This is a genomic window from Streptomyces sp. NPDC059895 (genome assembly GCF_042731035.1).
Classification (GTDB): domain Bacteria; phylum Actinomycetota; class Actinomycetes; order Streptomycetales; family Streptomycetaceae; genus Streptomyces.
Genome location: NZ_JBHWKO010000060.1, coordinates 19,247 through 36,210 on the forward strand (window position 1 = coordinate 19,247; position 16,964 = coordinate 36,210).

Below are 16,964 nucleotides of genomic sequence, written 5' to 3' on the forward strand. Positions count from 1 at the left end.
GGAAACGTGAGGTGACGTGATGACAGACCTTGCCCTGCACGGCGGGTCGCCGGTCTGGACCGCGGGCTGGCCCCGTTGGCCGCAGCTCGGTCCCGACACGCTGGAGCGCGTGTCCGGGACACTGCGCAGTGAAAGATGGGCGGTCAGCGGACCGTGGACCGGGACCCGGCCCGTCGAGCGCGAGCTGGCGGACAGGTTCGCGGCATTCGTCGGCGCCGGGTGGTGCGTGCCGGTCGACCACTGTTCCAGCGCCCTGATCGCCGGGCTGCACGCCTTGGGCGTCAGCCCCGGGGACGAGGTCATCGTCCCCGGACTGACCTGGGTGGCGAGTGCGTCGGTGGTCGCCAGGACCGGTGCCGTGCCCGTCCTCGTGGACATCGACCCCAACACCCTGTGCATCGACCCGCGCGCGGTCGAGGCCGCGATCACCCCGGCCACGGTGGCCGTCACCGCCGTGCACCTCTACTCGGCCATGGCCGACATGGACACCCTGCGCGCCCTCGCGGGCCGGCACGGCCTGGCGCTGATCGAGGACGCCGCGCAGTCCTACGGGGCCCAATGGCGAGGCGCCGGCGCGGGCAGTCTGGGCGACTTCGGCACCTTCAGCGCACAGCAGGGCAAGACCCTCACCTCCGGCGAGGGAGGCCTGTTCGTCACGTCCGACGAGTCACTGCGCGCCAAGGTCGAGATGCTGCGCGGCGATGGCCGCCGCTATGCGCCCGGTCCCCACACACCGGGCCGCCCGGACCTCGTGGAACTGTCCGTGGTCCAGGGCTGGAACATGCACCTGACCGAGATCCAGGCGAGCCTCCTGCTCGACGGGCTGGAACGGCTTCCCGAGCAGAACCGGCGGCGTGCCCTGTTCGCGGAGCAGCTGGACAAGGACCTCGTCGCCGAGGGCGATCTCGAACCGATCATCCCGTACGCGGCCAACGACCAGCGTGCCTACTACCACTACGCGATACGCCTGCGCGAGGGGGCGTTCGCGGGACTCGACGCGGCCGCGGTGTGCGTGGCACTCGGCGCCGAGCTCGGGTACTGGGTCCACGCCCCCTACCGGCCCCTGGACGGTCACCCGCTCTACGACCCGCGCCGTCTGCCCGGAGCCGGGAGCGGTCCCCGGGCCGACCGACTGGACCCCGGCAGGTTCCACCTCCCGGCCGCGCACCGGGAGGCCGCACGGACGGTGCTGTTCCACCACCCGATGCTCCTGGGCGAGGACGCGCACCGCGAAGCGATCGTGGAGGCGTTCGCAAAGGTGCGCCGAAACGCCGGGCGGCTCCGTGCCACGGAGACCAAGTGACGACGGAAGAGGTACGGGACGTGGGGCAAATCATCGTCACCGGCGCGAGTTCCGGCATCGGGGCGGCAGCCGTGGTGGAACTCACCCGACGCGGGCGGCAGGTGGTCGCCGTCGGCCGCTCCACCGAGAAACTGGCGGACGTTCACCGGCGGATGGCGGGTGTGGCACCCGAGGGCCTCCAGGTGCCCGAGCCGATCGCCGCCGACCTGAGCGACATGGCGAACGTACGGGACCTGGCGGCGGCCCTGCTGGAACGCTGTCCGCGCATCGACGCCCTGGTCAACAATGCGGCCGCGCAGCCCAGTCGGCGCACGCTGACGGCGGACGGGTACGAACTGAACCTGGCCGTCAACCACCTGGCCCCCTACCTGCTGACCCGCCTCCTGGGCGAACGGCTGCAAGAGTCCGCTGGCCGGGTGGTCACCACCTCCTCGTCCACCCATGTGAAGGGCGCCTTCAACTTCGGCGACCCTCAGATGGCACACGGGTGGAAGAGCCAACGGTCCTACGGGCGTTCCAAGCTGGCCAACATCCTGTTCACGAGCGAGCTGCGCAGGCGGACCGGACTGCCCGCCTCCGCCTTCCACCCCGGTGCCGTCACGACCGACCTGAACCGGGACTCTCCCTTCGTCCGGCTGGTCAAGCCCTTCGAGAGGTTTCTGCTGGCGGCCCCGGAGAAGGGCGCGGACACCTTGGTCTGGCTCGCGACCGACGCCGAGGGCGGGGACCCGCGCGGCCTCTACTACGTGGACCGCCTCCCGAAGGAACCCGCCCCGCTCGCCCGCGACGGCGAACTGGCCGCACAGCTCTGGAAGTTCAGTGCGGACCTCGTGGGTCTGGAGCCCTGAATGGACCACAGGACGGACAACAGGACGGGCAGTGGGACGGACAGCCGGGTTGCCGCCGCCCTCACCGGTGAGTACCGGGAGGTTCCCGACCTCACGCTGCCGGAGCTGCTGCGGCGGCAGGCCACCAGGACACCAGGGCGCACGGCGGTCGAGGGGCAGGGCCGCAGCCTGTCGTACGGCGAGCTGGAAGCCGCGGCCGGCCAGCTTGCCGCCCGCCTGGTGCGGCGCGGTGCCGGCCCCGAGCGCTACGTCGCCGTCGTCCTGCCGCGCTCGCCCGAACTCGTCGTCGCCCTGTACGCGGTCCTCAAGAGCGGCGCCGCCTACGTCCCCATGGACCCCGACTACCCGAGCGACCGCATCCTGTACATGCTGGACGACGTGGCACCGGTGTGCGTCGTCACCGCCGGATCCCTGACGTCGCTACTGCCCGCGTTCTCGCGGCCCGTCCTGATCGACGACGGCGTGCGGCCGGACGACCTCGGGGACCTGGACAGCGGGCCGGGAAAGGCCCGCCCGGCGCAGCCGCCGACACCACGGCACCCGGCGTACGTCATCTACACCTCGGGCTCCACCGGCCGTCCCAAGGGCGTCATCGTCGAGCACCGATCCGTCGTCGACTACGTGACGTGGGCGGTGGCGTCCTACCCCGGCCTGGACGGGGCGACGATCCTCCACTCACCGGTCTCCTTCGACCTGACCGTCACGACGCTCTTCGCGCCCCTGACCGTGGGCGGCACGCTCAAGGTGGCCGAACTCGACGAGTCGGCCGACGGCGACGGGCCGTCCGGCGCCTGCGACTTCCTCAAGGTGACGCCCAGCCACCTCGCACTGCTCGACGCACTGCCCGGACTGGTGCGGGCCGGCGGCAGCCTGGTGATCGGCGGCGAGCAGCTCACCGCCGAACAACTGGACCGGTGGCGCCGCGCGAACCCCGGCGTGCACGTGTTCAACGAGTACGGCCCCACCGAAGCCACCGTGGGCTGCATGATCTTTCATGTGCCGCCCGGCTCGGTGCTCCCCCCGGGGCCCGTCCCCATCGGGCGACCGGCCCGAAACACCTCGCTACACGTTCTGGACGGCGAACTGAAGCCGGTGGCCGTGGAACAGGAGGGGGAGCTCTACATCGCCGGGGAGGGCCTGGCGCGCGGTTACCTGGGCCAGCCCCGGCTCACCGCCAAGCGCTTCGTGCGGGACCCTTTCGGCCCTCCCGACGGCCGCATGTACCGCACGGGCGACCTGGTGCGCGTCCGGGCGGACGGCGAGATGGAGTTCATCGGGCGCACCGACACCCAGGTGAAGGTCAACGGCTTCCGCATCGAGACGGCCGAGGTGGAGAGCGCGCTGTGCGCCGTGCCGGGGGTCGACCGCGCCGTCGTCGTTGCGGCGAGGAACTGCCACGGTGACGGATACCTGGCCGGCTTCGTGATCGCCGAGGACCGCCCGGAGCAGGACCCGCGGAAGCAGGACGGGCCGAACCCTGCCGCCCTCCAGCGGGCGCTGGCCGCCCGGCTTCCCCGCCACCTGGTCCCCACCCGGATCGAGAGGATGGAGTCCTTCCCCCTCACGCCGAACGGGAAGCTGGACCGTGCCGCGTTGCTCAAACGGCTCGCCGACGGGCCGACGCCTCGCCCGGCCCCGGACGACGACCCGCTGGGCTGCCTCTGGGCCGAGGCCCTGGGCGGCCCCCCGCCGGACGAGGACACGGGCTTTCTCGAAGCGGGCGGGCACAGTCTCGCCGCCGTACGACTGATCGCCGCCGTGGAGCGGCGATGGGGAATCCGGCCGTCCCTCGCGACGATCCTACGCCGGAACATCTCCCTGGCCGGACTGCGCGCACTGGTGCCAGCGGACGAAGGTGGGCCGCTGCCGTCGGCCGCTCCGGGGCCCGCCGGGCCGCCCGCCCTCTCCCCGCAGCAGCGACGCCTGTGGATCCACCAGCAGATGTTCCCGGACTCACCCGCCTACAACGTCGTCGGCCTGCTGGAGGTCCAGGGTCTGCTGGACGCCGCCGCGCTGCAGCGGGCGTGGGCGTGGCTGGTGGCCCGGCACGAGGCGCTGCGGACGACGATCGACACCAGCCCCGCAGGAACTCCCGTGGCCCGTGTCCACGAGGTGTCCGCACTGCCGGCGTCCGCCACACGCGTCGTCCTGTCGTCCCACGCCGACCGTGGCTGGCGGCAGGCTGTACGGGACTTCGCCGCGGACACCGCCTGGCCGGTCTTCCGGGCGCACCGACTGCCCAGGGCTGCCCTCGGCCTGCTGTTGGACATGAGCGGTGCGCGACGCAGCGCGGTACTCGTCTCCCTCGACCACATGGTCTCCGACCAGCAGACCCTGGACCTGCTCTGCACCGAGCTGGCCACCCGCTACGACTTCGAGTGCCGTGACGGCACCGGGCAGGGCGGCGAACCGGACCCGGCACCGCGCCCCGGCGACGCGACGGCCGGACGGCCCCCCGCGCCGTCCAGGCGTGCCCGCGAGATCGCCTACTGGCGGGAGCGGCTGAAGGACGCCCCTCAGGAGCTGAACCTCTCGCTCCAGCGCCCACGCCCCGCGGTGCCCACCTTCCGGGGATCCGGCGTAGAGCGGGAGCTGGGCCCCGCCGTGAGCGCGTCGCTGCGGCAGCGTGCCCTGGAACGGCGCGTCACCCCGGCCATGCTGATCCTGGCCTGCTACGCAAGAGTGCTCGCCGACTGGGCCGGGGTTGACGACCTGACGATCGGCGTGCCCGTCTCCGGTCGGGAGTCGCCGCAGGAGCACCGCACCGTCGGGTTCTTCATGCGCACCCTCGCCGTGCGCCTCGCCGTCCCGGGCGGTGCCGGTCCCGAAGACCTGCTGGAACCCGTGGCGGACGCGCTGCTGTCGGCCGTCGAGCACGGGTCCCTGCCCTTCGACGGACTCGTCGAGGAACTCGGACTGCCTCGCGACCCGTCACGCAACCCGCTGTTCCAGGTCTGGTTCAACGACCTCACACAGGCGGCCCCGCCCACCACGTTCGCGGGGTACCGGGCCACGCCGGTCGAACCGCCGACGCCCTGGTCCCTCTTCGACGCAGCTCTGTACGTCAGCCGTTCACCGGACGGCGGGTACGTGCTGCGACTCGTCCACGCGCTGGACCTGTGGCCGGACGACATCGCACGCGAGTTCCTCAGCCAGTGCGCCGACGAGGTCACCCGGCTGGCCGGGGGCGCGGCGCCGGTCACTACCACGGGCATGGTCGCCGCCGCCACTCCGGCACCTGCCCGGGGCGCGGTGCGCACCTGCACGGATCTGGTGGCCCGGGTGCTCGACCACGGGCGGGAGCGGCCCGGGAACGTGGCCGTCCACACCGCCGACGGCGCGACGACGTACGGCGAACTGGCCGACCGGGTACGACGGATCGCCGGGCTGATCGCCCACGCGACCCGGGACGCCCCCACGTCGGGCCCGGTCGCCGTGTACGCCCAGCGGCACCGCGACCTGCCGGTGGCCGTTCTCGCCGCCTGGTTCACCGGCCGTCCCGTGCTCCTCCTCGACGTCTCCCATCCCGACCGGTGGAACGGCGCCGCCCTGTCCGCCGCCGGTGCCGTCCTGCGGATACGGCTCGACGCGCCCGGTGACACGGCGGACACGGCCGAGGACGCCGCTGTCCCCATGCTCGGCCTGGGCGGCGACCTACCCGCAGAGGGGGCGCCGAGCGCCGCCGGGTCGACGGCGATGGCCGCGGGAACGGTGGGTCATCTGCTCATGACGTCGGGAACGACCGGCACGCCGGAGGTCGTGGCACTGCCGTCCGAGGCGCTGCCCGAGGCACTCGACTGGTACGCGGACCACCTCGGCCTGGACGCCGACGACGTCTTCTGCCTCACCACGCCGCCGGCCCACGACCCGGTCTTCCGAGACCTGCTGCTTCCCCTCGTCCTGGGCGCCGCCGTGCACATTCCGGACGAAGCCCGGCTGCACCCGGCCGATCTGCCCCGGCTCTTCGAGGAGACCGGTACGACGGTGTGGCATACCACCGCGACCCGCGCACGGCTCGTGACCGCGGTGGCGTCCGGGCCGATGGCGCTGGACCGGATACGGCACGTCGTCTTCCACGGCGAGCCACTGCGCGACGCGGACGCCGCGGCGGTCGGGCGCCTGTGTCCCGGGGCCGAGGTCCACAACCTCTACGGCACCACGGAGACCCCACAAGCGAGCGCGCTGGGCCGCTGGGAGCGCCCGGGCCCGCGGGACTCCTCCTCGGCCACGGGGACCGTCGCCGTGGCCGCCGTCGTCCCGCACCGCGGGCTGTCGGTCCGTACGCCGCGCGGGGAGGCAGGCGTCGGTGTCCCCGGTGAACTGGTGGTCACCGGCAGGGGACTGGCGCTGGAGTACCGCGGCGGGTCGGGCCGCACGCCTCCGCGCCACGTGCCGGGGACGGCGAGGGACCGGACCTACCGAACGGGGGACCTCGCCTACCGGACGCCCGACGGCCGGATCGTGGTCCTCGGACGTGCCGACCGGCAGATCGGCGTGCACGGTCACCGAGTCGAGGCGGCCGGGATCGAGCGAGTCCTCGCGGCGCTGCCCGGCGTGACGGACTGCGCGGTCGCCGCGGCTCCGGACGCCCCCGACCGGATCGAGGCTTGGTACGTGGCCCCGCAGGTGCTCGAAAGCGACGGTCTGCGACGGGCGTTGCGCGCACATCTGCCGCAGTGGGCCTTGCCCGTGCGGTTCACGCGGGTCGACCGCCTTCCGGTGACGGTCAACGGAAAGACCGATTTTAGCGCCCTCGCGGCTCTGCCGGCCGCCGCCGCGCTGGCCCCGTCCGGCGAGCCCGGGCCCCCCGCCGACCTGGCCGCGCTGATCGCCCGCGAGGCGGGTGAGCTGGCCCGGGAGCGGTCCGGCCCGCCGGGTGCGCGGACGGGGCCGGACGGCACGTTCTTCGAGTGGGGGCTCCGCTCACTGGACCTCGTGCACCTGCATCAGCGACTCGCCGCCCACGGCGTCCGCTTCGCACTGGCCGAGATCTTCCGCTTCCCGAGCCCACGCTCCCTGGCCGAGCACCTCGCCGACCGCCGCGGCCCGCAGACACCACCGCCCGGGCCCGCGAGGACCGGTCGCCAGGGCGATCTGGCCGCCCGGCGCGGCGCCCGTGCACGACTGGCCGCGCGTCCGCCCCGGTAGGGCGGCGCGTCACCGATTCCGACACCGCACAAGAGCTACCGAAGGAACCGTGAGGAATGAGTGATCCGATCGCGGTCATCGGTCTGGCCGCACGGCTGCCCGATGCCGCGAACACCGAGGAGTTCTGGACGAACCTCGTCGCAGGGCGCAACTCCATCCACCGTCTGTCCGAGGAGGATCTCCTCGGGGCCGGCGCGGATCCCGAGGAGATCCGGCGGCCGGGCTACGTGCGCGCTCGGCCGCTGCTGGACGACCCCTGGGGTCTCGACCGTGGGTACTTCGGCATGTCGGAGCGGGAGTGCGTGGTGCGCAACCCCCAGCACCGGCTCCTGCTGGAGCTCTGCTCCAGCGCCCTGCAGAACGCCGGACACGTCCCGGGACACCACGACGTGATCGGCCTGTACGCGGGCTGCGCCGACGACCGCTACGCGGAGGACCACCTCCGGGCCGACCCAGGGCTGTACCCGCTTTTGGGAGAGACCGGCATCACGCTCGCCAACAACGCCGACTACCTGACGTCGTTCGTCTCGTATCGGCTCGGGCTGACCGGCCCCAGCATCCCAGTCCGCACGGCGTGCTCCTCCTCGCTGGTCGCCGTGCACATGGGCGCCCAGGCGCTGCGCGCGGGCGAATGCGACATCGCATTGGCGGGCGGCGTGCAGATCGAGATGCCCTACGGGCTCGGCTATCGCCACGTACGGGGCGGAGTGGAGTCCTCCGATGGCGTGTGCAGGCCCTTGGACGCCGCTGCCGACGGCACGGTCTTCGGCAGCGGCGGCGGTGTGGTCGTCCTCAAACGCCTCGACGAGGCACTGGCGGACGGTGACACGGTCTGGGGACTGATCCGGGGGTCGGCCGTCAACAACGACGGTGCGCAGCGCGCGACCTTCACCTCCCCTAGCGTGGAGGGACAGCGGAGGGTAATCGCTGAGGCGCTTGCCGTGGCGGACGTCGACCCGGCCGGACTCTCCTACGTGGAGCTGCACGGGACCGCCACACAGGTGGGGGACCCCGTCGAGATCCAAGGGCTGAAGGACGCCCTGAGCGCGCTGGCCGATGGCGAATCGACCGCCGGGAGCTGCGTCGTCGGGTCGGTGAAGTCGAACATCGGTCACCTTGGTCCGGCCGCCGGCGTGGCCGGTTTGATCAAGACGCTCCTGGCCCTGAATCACGGGGCACTTCCGCCGGTCGCCGGCTTCCGAACCCCGAACCCCCTGCTGGAACTGGAGAAGACGCCGTTCCGCGTGGCCGACCGGCTGCTGGAGTGGCCCAGGACCCCGGAACGACCACGCCTGTCCGGGGTCAGCTCCTTCGGCTTCGGAGGGACCAATGCCCACCTGGTCGTGGAAGAAGGACCCGAGTCCCGGTCACCCTTTGGTGGTCAACGAAGCACCGGGGAGACCGACCAGGGCACCGCGGAGTCACAGCTCCTTCTGTGGTCCGCCTGCGACAAGGACGCCGAGAGCACCGTGCGGCGGAACCTCGCCGCCGCGCTGGGCGGTTCGGGCCACCGGCTGGCGGACGTCGCCTTCACCACGCAGGTCGGTCGAAGGGCCCTCCCAGTGCGCGCGGCGCTGCGTGCCAGGACCGTGAAACACGCGGCGGACACGCTCGCCGACCCGACCGCGGCCGTGACAGCCCGTGGAGACGGCACGACTCTCCCCGTCGTGCTCGTCTTCCCAGGCGCCACCGGGACCGGGGAAAGCGGAACGGGCTGGATCGCCGACCTCCGGGAGCGTCACGCCGGTTTCGCTACGGCCGTCGACGAGTGCCTCGGCCACTGCGGCGGCGCGGACGAACGGACGGCGACCCTCTTCGCCGCCGAGTACGCGCTCGGACGGATGCTGCTGGAGTGCGGTGTCCGGCCCGCCCGCGTCGTGGGCCGGGGCGCGGGGGCACTGCTCGCCGCCACGGTCCTGGGCACGACGGACCTGGCGGAAGCCGTGCGCTCGCTGTGCGCCGAGGCGGGCCCCCGCCTCGGCAGCGATGCTGCGGCGCAGCAGCCCCGCGTGTCCCCGGCGCCCGGGAAAGGCGCGGGGCCCGATGCCCCCTCGCTCTGGGTGGTCTGTGGAGCGGTCGGCACGGCATCGGCGCCGTGGCAGGCGTACGGCGTGGACGGCGCCGGGCAGCGCGCGGTGGGACTCCTGCCGCACTCCGGCGACGAGGACCCCTGGGACGCCGTGCTCGACGCGCTCGCCCATGTGTGGGTGCACGGGACGGACGTCGCCTGGGAGGAGCTTCCCCGCTGGGGAGCCACGGGCAGGGTGCCACTACCGCACTACCCGTACGCGCGGCGGCCGTACGTGGTACCGCGGGGCGCGGTACGCGGGGGAGGCGGTTCATGAGCGCGGCCCAGGACGTGTTCGTGCGGATCCGCTCGACGTGGCGGGCGTCCCGGGGAGCCTACCGGGAGGAGCTGCCGCGGGTCCGGATCGACCACGGGACCCAGGCCACACCCTGGCGCGTCGTCGAGGCCGTCCGGGAGCAACTCGGCCTGGACGTGGCCCTGCTACGCGTCACGGACGGTGACACGGTCGACGTCGAGGAGCTGCCCTCGTCTCCGCCTGGTACCGGCACACCGGACACGTCCTTCGGCGGTCCTTGGTGGCAGCTCCCCGGCTGGTACGGGCGCATGCTCGCGCTGGTCGACGAGCAACTCGGCAGGCTGGGCACCGCCCGGGTCGGCCGGCCGCGACAGGTGCGGCACTGGGACGTCTCGGCTGTGTTGCGTGTCGTCACCGACACCCGGCCCCTGTGGTTCAAAGCGGTACCGGACGTGTTCGGACACGAGGGCGCGCTCGCCCACTGGGTGAGCGAAGCGGTCCCGCGGCAGGCTCCGGGGGTACCGGCCTTCGGGAACGCCTGGCTCCTCGCGGAGGAGATGGCCCCCGAGCGGGGGCAGCCGGCCGAGCACGTGATCGCGGCCGTGGCGCGCGTCCAGCAGGCCTCCGTCGGCCGCGCCGAGGAGCTGTTGAAACTGGGCTGCCCGTACCGGGGACCCGACACCGTGCCGGGCGCCGTCGCCGGGCTCCTGAGGCGCACCCACCCATTGTCACCAGCGGAACGGGACGGTCTGGCGCAGCGGCTGGCGAAGCTGGAGGCGGTGGTCGCGGCCGTGATGGACCTGGGTGTGCCGGACACGCTCGTGCACGGCGACATCCAGCCGGAGAACGCCCGTTGGACGGGGGACCGCTGGCAGATCATCGACTGGACCGACGGATGCGTGGCACATCCGTTCGTCGAGTTGGCCCGGCCCCTGATGACCGCCGACGACACCCGTCGGGCCGAGGCGGAGCGGCAGTTCGCCGCAGCGTGGTCGGCCGTACTGCCTCACCGGATCCTCACCGAGGCGTCCCGCTTCGCGGCGGTCCTCGGTGCGGCGCACCAACTGGAGACGTACCGGCTGATGACCGACTCGATCGGCGCCCACCCGGAGCTCGTGCGGCTGGTCCACCTGTGGGTCTCACATCTCGTCGAGGCCCTTGATTCCGTTGATCTCTGAGGGGAGTCCCACCGTGACGTATGCGCAGAGTTTCGCCTGGTGGTCTTTTGCCGAGGCCCGTCACCAGGTTCCGTACCTGCTGGAACGCGCCGCCGAAGTGGGGATGAGGGGGGTGGACTTCCTGCCGCGGGAGCTCTGGCCGCGCGCACGCGCTCTGGGCTTGGAGCTGGTCGTCGTCGACGGGCACGCAACCATCGAGGACGGCTTCAACGACCCCACCCGTCACGCCGAACTCGGCGAGCAGGTGCGACGCTCCATCGCTCTGGCCCATGCGGAGGGGGTGCGCCACCTGTCCGTCATGTCAGGCGACCAGGGCTCCCTGAACGACGAGCAGGCCGTGGCTGCGTGTGCCGAAGCACTCGCCCCGCTGGCGGAGGAGGCCGCGCGGGCTGGCGTCGGACTTCTCCTGGAACCCTTGAACACCAAGGTCGACCACCCCGAGCACCAGTGCCGTTCCACGAACTGGGCCGCATCCGTCGTGGACCGGGTGGGCAGTGGCAGCCTCAAGATCCTCTACGACGTCTACCACATGCAGCTCATGGAGGGTGACCTGCTGCGCACCATCGAGGCGCACCTCGATCGCATCGGTCACTTCCACACGGCCGGCGTACCGGGACGCCACGAGCTGGACCACCAGCAGGAGGTCAACTGGGCGGCGATCGCCGACGCGTTGCGCGCGTGGGGCTACGACGGGTTCGTGGGACACGAGTTCATCCCGCGCGGGGATCCAGTGAAGGCGCTCCAACAGGCCTTCGACATCTTCGACGCGCGAGCCGTACAACCGTGATGGGGAGGAGGAACACCATGTCCAGGGAGAACGACCTGCCGTCCCGGTGCCGGACACTGATCGTGGGGGGCGGCTTCGCCGGGCTCGAACTAGCGAAGGAGCTGTCCCGACGGGGCGCCCGCGACATCGTGGTCCTGGAGGCGGGGCCCGTCGACGACCCGCGCCACGTAAACCGCATCCATCCGCCCGAGGAGGCGCTGCGGATGTGGCTCGGCCTCGGGGCCGATCCGTACTTCCACCGGCCGTGGCACTCCATCACCGCGCCGCACTACGAGGGGACGTCCGGGATCCGCAGGCGGCTCGGCGGCCGCTCCCTCTACTGGTACGGCGTGATGCTTCCGCTGGAAGACTGGGCGTTCGCCCCGCCGTGGTGGCCCGCGCGGGTCGTCTCCGACCTCCGCGACGGATGGCAGGAGGGCCCGGGGCTCTACCGGCGCGTCGCCACCATGCTCGACGAGTGGCGGCGAACGCACGGCGGGCCGCCCGGCGACGGTGCGGTGAGGCCTGCTCCGAGGCCGATCACGGTCGGCGGGACCGGATGGCTGCCCACGCCCCTGGCCCGCGTCGAGGACACCGGTGCCGACGACTCGGGACGGTGGCGGGCGTACACCCCGATGGAGCACTGGTGGGATGCGGAGTCCGGTGCTCGCCGTGCCCCGTTGCCGGGGGTCCGCCTGTGCACCGAGGTGGAGGTGATCAACGTGGTGGTGCGCGACGGCACGGTGCACGGCGTCGTCGTACGGGCTGACGACACGGAGGAGGAAGTGCAGATCGCCGCGGAGCAGGTCGTGCTGTGCGCCGGGACGCTAGAGTCCAGCCGCCTGGCGATTCAGGCGCTGTACCGCACAACCGAGCCGGCCACGGCCCGCTTGACCGGCCTGGCGGACCACATCGTGCAGGGCGTCTCCCTGCGACTCGACGGGGACTGCGCCCGGCGCCTGCTCAAGGTGGTCCCGCCGGGTTCCTACTGCGCGCCCACCGACGCGGCAACCCGTTCCAACCTGTTCCTCGACGTACACCGCCGGGCCGACGACGCAGTGGTCGTGGACATTCGGGCGATGGGCGAGCAACTGCCGGGACCGGAAAGCTACGTCGCCTGCACGCCGACCCCGTCGTTCCCGTGGGAGACGCTGGTGCACTCCGTGCCGTCGGCCGACGACCGGCTTCTCCTCGACGCTCAGCGGCGTCTTCTGCGCTTGGTCTACACGGAGTTCTGTGAGCTGACCGGAGCCCGCCCGGTCGAACTCGTCTTCGACGACTACGACGCCCCCGGGCACGACAACTCCGTCTTCCTTGAGGAGTTTGTGCGGACCCTCGTACCCGGTCAACCCGTCACCTGGGCGAACTCCCTGGGCACCGAGGACCACGAGGGAGGGACGCTGCCCATCGGCCGGCTGCTCGACGAGGACCAGGAGTTCCGGGCGGTCGATGGCCTCTTCGCTGCGGGGCCGGTGGTCTTCCCCCGGCTGGGAGCCGCCAACCCCACGCTCACCAGCCTCGCCCTGGTACACCGGCTGGCGGCAAAGCTGGCCCGGCCGGCGGAAGAGGAGCCTGCGGCGTGACGACGGAGGAGGCGCACGCGGTACACGAAGAGTTCCGTGCACTGGTGCTGAGCGGCACGTTCCCCTGCCTGGGTGGTGCCTCGGCACTCCGGCGGGGCCAGTACCGCTTCGGGTGGTACCCGCGGCTGGGGTCGGCCGCAGCGGTCTCGGAGTGTGCCGGGGACCTGACGCGGTTCGTCACGGACTTCCCCGAGCAGAGCCACCCGGTGGCCGTGCACGTCGCGGCGTTCGACGGCCCGGACGGACTCGGCGAGGAGGACTTCGAGGCGCTCCTGTGGAAGCAGTTGCGGGGCATGCGGTCGGCCGACCGGACGGGCGGGTGTGCCGACGGCCCGGCTGGCGCCGATCAGGAGGAGGACGCGGTCAGCGACCCGGGCTTCTACTTCGGGCACCGGAACTTCTTCGTCGTCGGGATGCACCCGGGTGCCTCCCGCGCTGCGCGCACGTTCCGCCGGCCCACCCTGGTCTTCAACGCCCTCTCGCACATGGCGCCGTTGCGGCAGGCAGGCAGCTACACCTCGATGCAGGACAAGATCCGGTCGCGGGACCGCCGCCTGCAGGGCTCGGTCAACCCGTCGCTGCTGCGGCCCCGTGTCGCCCAGTTCTCCGGCCGCGCGGTCCCCGAGGGCTGGAAGTGTCCCGTCGACATGCCGGAAGGGGAGACGCCCCATGGCCACGGTCACTGACGACCCGTCCGGAGTGAAGATCGCGCGGGTGGGCCTCGACGAAGCGCTGGGGCGCAACTGGCACGATCCGTCGGTGGACGTCGACCTCGTCAAGGTGCGGCTCACCTCGCTCGAGCACCGGCGGAAGCTCGAGGCCGCCGGCTTCCTCGTGAAGCCGGTCTGGGTGAACTGGATGGCACCACTCCTCGACTCGGAACAGACGTTCTTGAGCCGGCTTCCCCTCAAGGAGAGGCAGAGCATCCGGCAGGCCGCACGCCGTGCAGAGGCCAACGGCATCGAGCTGGTCGTGCTCGAAGAGGTGACGGAGCGCGATCTGCTGCACTTCCTGGAGCTGTACGACCGGCAGGTGGCCCGCATGGAGCGGGGGGTCAACTACGCGCGCCGTCAGCAACGTCAACTGGCACGCCGGCTCGACTCGCTTCTCGCGGTCCACGCGTACGCTGGCGACCGACTGGTGGGCGGATGTCTGGGATGGCTGCGCCCCGACCAGGCCATGGTGCAGCTGAGGTTCTCCGCCGTCGATGACGGCGCTCGCCAGGGAATGCTCTCGCGCGTGCTCTACTCGACGGCCCTGGAGGCCGCGCGGCACCGACGGCTCACCTGGGCTTCCCTGGGGAACGATCCGTCCCTCTTCGGGCACACTGTGCAACCCGGGCTGTTTCACTTCAAGGCCCGTCTCGGCTTCCGGCCGGTCCCCACCCAGGCCATCCCGCCGAGGGTGACCGGGGACGAGGCCGAACTAATCGTGCGCATTCGCGCGTTGGCCGACCCGTCGCTTTCGCTGGCCTACGACGGTGACGAACCGGTCCTGAGCGACGACGGCTTTCCAGAGGCTTTGCCGCTGCGAGCCGTGCGGTACTCGGAGCACGACGTGCCGCCCGGGGAGTCTCCGGTCTCCGGTTGCCCCATTCCTGTGGAATGCAGACGGATCCCCCGTTGACAGCGCCGGATCGTGCGGCTGACCAGCGGGAGGCACAGGGCAGGGCGGTCGACGGTCGCGCTCGCGTGCAGCAGCACCCCGCCCAGCCGCCACGGCCGGGACCGGTTCTCGATCGTCTTTGCCCCGGCGAGGAAGCGGCGGCGTACGGCTGTCTGATGCTGAGGCCGCGGATCCAGTCGCCCTCGGGCACGGCCGGGGCCGCGCTCATGCGGCGCCCCCACATCGCGGTGCCCGGGCGTCTGGCCCGCGTCCGCGTCAGACTTCGCGGACCGTTGCGGGGCCTCGCGGGTTCGGGCCTGCATCTCCGCGCGCCGTTCCTCCCAGTGGGCGGTGTCGATGCCAGCCTCCACGGCCGCACCCAGGGTCTGGGTGTCGTGGAGGAATTCCGGTGCCGCCTGTCGTGTGGCCAGGTCTTCGGCTGCAGCGGGGTCGCGGCGTGTGAGCGCGGCCAGGGCCTGGTCCGTGAGGAAGGCTGCACGGCGCGTCCAGAAGTCCGCGTTGGCGTAGGCGGTTGCGAGCAGCCGGATGCGCAGGCGGGTGAGTTGGGTGTCCGCCATGAGGGGCTCACTTCCGGGTGAAGTTCCCCCACGGCCGGGTAGTTAGCGTTTCCGCTGGTCACGCAAGGGGGGTCGCCATCTGCGTGATTGCCGCGTAGCGGCCGGTGCGGACTCTCTTGATCATTCCTCTCTCGGTCCAGCGGGCGAGTTGGCGATAGGTGGCGGCGAGGGTGACGTCGCCGAGGAGTTCAGCGATCTCTCTTGATCGCCACAGCCGTTCGGGCTCTGCCTGCAGGATGGTCAGGACACGTGCCATGCGGTTGCCGGTGTTCTCCCGGCCGGTCGTCGCGGGCAGTGCGGGCTGTGGCGGTGGGGGCGGCAGGAAAGTGATCGTCGTCGAGGTCACGACCTTGCTGCCGTCGGGGCGGCCGTCCAATTTCCTTTCCGCGTAACGGGAGATGGGTGACTTCACCTTGCGGGTGCTGACACGGGACCGCCGCGTGGGCGACAGCGCCGACAGGACTCGCCGGCCGATCTCCCCGATGCCTTGTTCGAAGACTCCTTCCGCGCATACCAGCAGGTCGCGAGCAGTTTGGAAGGCGATGGTGAAGCCGCAGCGGTCGGGATCGGTGCCCGGCTGGGACTCCGCCGCCTCGACCATGGTGCGACGCAGAAGCTGGTAGAGAGTGAGCAGAGCCCACATCTCCTGCTCGACGCCGGCTGGATCGTGAGAGCGCAGGATTCGTGCGTGCAGGATGGTGTGGCGGAGCGCGTAGTAGGCGCTCTTGTGCTCCCAACGCTCGTGATAGAGGTGCACGAGGCGGTCGGCGGGGTAACGGCGGGCATCCAGCAGCGTGGTTGCCAGGCGGTAGGAGCCCTCGAAGGTGCTGCCGTCCGTGCAGATGACGTTCACCCGGGCCTCGATGATGCGCACCGGGACGCCGCCGATGACCGACAGGTAGGAGGAGTCAGCGAGCGGCTTCAGGACTGGTGGGCGCCGGCGCTGGCGAATGCGGCCCAGGATCCGTGCACCGGTGGCGTGCACGGCGGCGAGGAAGTCGTTGGCGTCGAAGCCCCGGTCCCACAGCACCAGCATCTCGGGGCCCAGATGATGCAACAACCTGGTGGCGTAAGAGGTCTCGCCCTCCCGGGTGGGACCGAAGACCGCTCCGATCACGGCTCGGGTACCGGTCTCGACCAGTGTCATCAGCTCGACCTGGGGATAGCCGCCGTGCGGGCACCGCCCCAACCAGCCCCGGTCGCGCTCGCTGTCGGGCACTTTGATCGAGCTGCAGCCGTCGAACGACACCGTCCGATACGGGCCGAACCGTACCCCCGGCGTGGTCGGCCGGGCCAACGGCCCGGCCAGCACCTCGAACGACGCCCGCACCGGCGCGCTGCCGAGTCTGCGGCGCAGATTCACGTAACGCTTTCGTGCTCGGGCAGACGATCACCATCCCCGACAGACCGGCGGTCAGCTTGTCCCAGACCAGCCGGAAGCCGACCTCGGGAAACAGGCACATCGCCAGGAGGAAGTAGACGCCGACCCGCGAGGTGAACCGCCCCGGCTCGAATGGAGACTCGATTTCATGAAAAGATCGAGTCATGGCACGTCCTTCCCCTTACCCGCTTGAGCTGCGCCGTCGTGCGGTGCGGATGGTCGCCGAGGTGCGGCCGGAGTACGACACCGA

General features: G+C 71.7%; 10 protein-coding genes and 1 pseudogene. 9 read left to right on the forward strand and 2 right to left on the reverse strand.

Annotated features, from left to right (window positions below):
• The first annotated feature begins 19 nt into the window (after positions 1–19).
• Genes ACFV9M_RS37620 through ACFV9M_RS37660 form a run of 9 tightly spaced genes read left to right on the forward strand, consistent with a single transcriptional unit; the run spans position 20 to position 14,776 of the window.
• Positions 20–1,303 carry a DegT/DnrJ/EryC1/StrS family aminotransferase gene (locus ACFV9M_RS37620; protein ID WP_385075445.1) on the forward strand — a complete coding sequence of 428 codons (1,284 nt, stop codon included), beginning with the start codon at positions 20–22 and terminating at the stop codon, positions 1,301–1,303.
• Positions 1,300–2,151: an SDR family NAD(P)-dependent oxidoreductase gene (locus ACFV9M_RS37625; protein ID WP_385075448.1), complete on the forward strand. Its 852-nt coding sequence runs from the start codon at positions 1,300–1,302 to the stop codon at positions 2,149–2,151. Before ACFV9M_RS37620 ends, ACFV9M_RS37625 begins: the two co-directional genes overlap by 4 nt.
• Positions 2,152–7,299: an amino acid adenylation domain-containing protein gene (locus ACFV9M_RS37630; protein ID WP_385075451.1), complete on the forward strand. Its 5,148-nt coding sequence runs from the start codon at positions 2,152–2,154 to the stop codon at positions 7,297–7,299.
• 56 nt (positions 7,300–7,355) lie between these two features.
• Complete coding sequence (locus ACFV9M_RS37635; protein WP_385075454.1) at positions 7,356–9,644, forward strand: beta-ketoacyl synthase N-terminal-like domain-containing protein; 2,289 nt, start codon at positions 7,356–7,358, stop codon at positions 9,642–9,644.
• The gene (locus ACFV9M_RS37640) at positions 9,641–10,801 is read left to right on the forward strand and encodes a phosphotransferase family protein (RefSeq protein WP_385075455.1); all 1,161 of its coding nucleotides are present in this window, start codon (positions 9,641–9,643) and stop codon (positions 10,799–10,801) included. The genes ACFV9M_RS37635 and ACFV9M_RS37640 overlap by 4 nt, the downstream gene beginning before the upstream one ends.
• Before the next feature lie 13 nt (positions 10,802–10,814).
• Entirely contained in the window at positions 10,815–11,588 is a 774-nt protein-coding gene (locus tag ACFV9M_RS37645; protein WP_385075458.1) for a TIM barrel protein, read from the forward strand.
• Between the two features lie 17 nt (positions 11,589–11,605).
• The gene (locus ACFV9M_RS37650; protein WP_385075460.1) at positions 11,606–13,150 is read left to right on the forward strand and encodes an FAD-binding protein; all 1,545 of its coding nucleotides are present in this window, start codon (positions 11,606–11,608) and stop codon (positions 13,148–13,150) included.
• Positions 13,147–13,836: a guanitoxin biosynthesis heme-dependent pre-guanitoxin N-hydroxylase GntA gene (gntA, locus tag ACFV9M_RS37655; protein WP_385075462.1), complete on the forward strand. Its 690-nt coding sequence runs from the start codon at positions 13,147–13,149 to the stop codon at positions 13,834–13,836. The genes ACFV9M_RS37650 and gntA overlap by 4 nt, the downstream gene beginning before the upstream one ends.
• Positions 13,820–14,776 (forward strand): GNAT family N-acetyltransferase, encoded by a 957-nt coding sequence (locus tag ACFV9M_RS37660; RefSeq protein WP_385075465.1) that lies wholly within the window; start codon positions 13,820–13,822, stop codon positions 14,774–14,776. Before gntA ends, ACFV9M_RS37660 begins: the two co-directional genes overlap by 17 nt.
• 615 nt (positions 14,777–15,391) lie before the next feature.
• On the opposite strand, the gene ACFV9M_RS37665 is transcribed toward ACFV9M_RS37660, so the two are convergent.
• A complete protein-coding gene (locus ACFV9M_RS37665; RefSeq protein WP_385075468.1) occupies positions 15,392–16,696 on the reverse strand; it encodes a transposase in 1,305 nt (434 codons plus the stop codon).
• A 10-nt stretch (positions 16,697–16,706) separates the two neighbouring features.
• Positions 16,707–16,880 (reverse strand): annotated as a pseudogene (locus tag ACFV9M_RS37670) (transposase domain-containing protein); the annotation flags it as partial.
• Positions 16,881–16,964 lie beyond the last annotated feature (84 nt).

Coding starts and splice junctions, on each gene's coding strand:
- ACFV9M_RS37620 (WP_385075445.1), top strand. CDS start 20: ATGACAGACCTTGCCCTGCACGGCGGGTCGCCGGTCTGGACCGCGGGC.
- ACFV9M_RS37630 (WP_385075451.1), top strand. CDS start 2,152: ATGGACCACAGGACGGACAACAGGACGGGCAGTGGGACGGACAGCCGG.
- ACFV9M_RS37635 (WP_385075454.1), top strand. CDS start 7,356: ATGAGTGATCCGATCGCGGTCATCGGTCTGGCCGCACGGCTGCCCGAT.
- ACFV9M_RS37640 (WP_385075455.1), top strand. CDS start 9,641: ATGAGCGCGGCCCAGGACGTGTTCGTGCGGATCCGCTCGACGTGGCGG.
- ACFV9M_RS37650 (WP_385075460.1), top strand. CDS start 11,606: ATGTCCAGGGAGAACGACCTGCCGTCCCGGTGCCGGACACTGATCGTG.
- ACFV9M_RS37660 (WP_385075465.1), top strand. CDS start 13,820: ATGGCCACGGTCACTGACGACCCGTCCGGAGTGAAGATCGCGCGGGTG.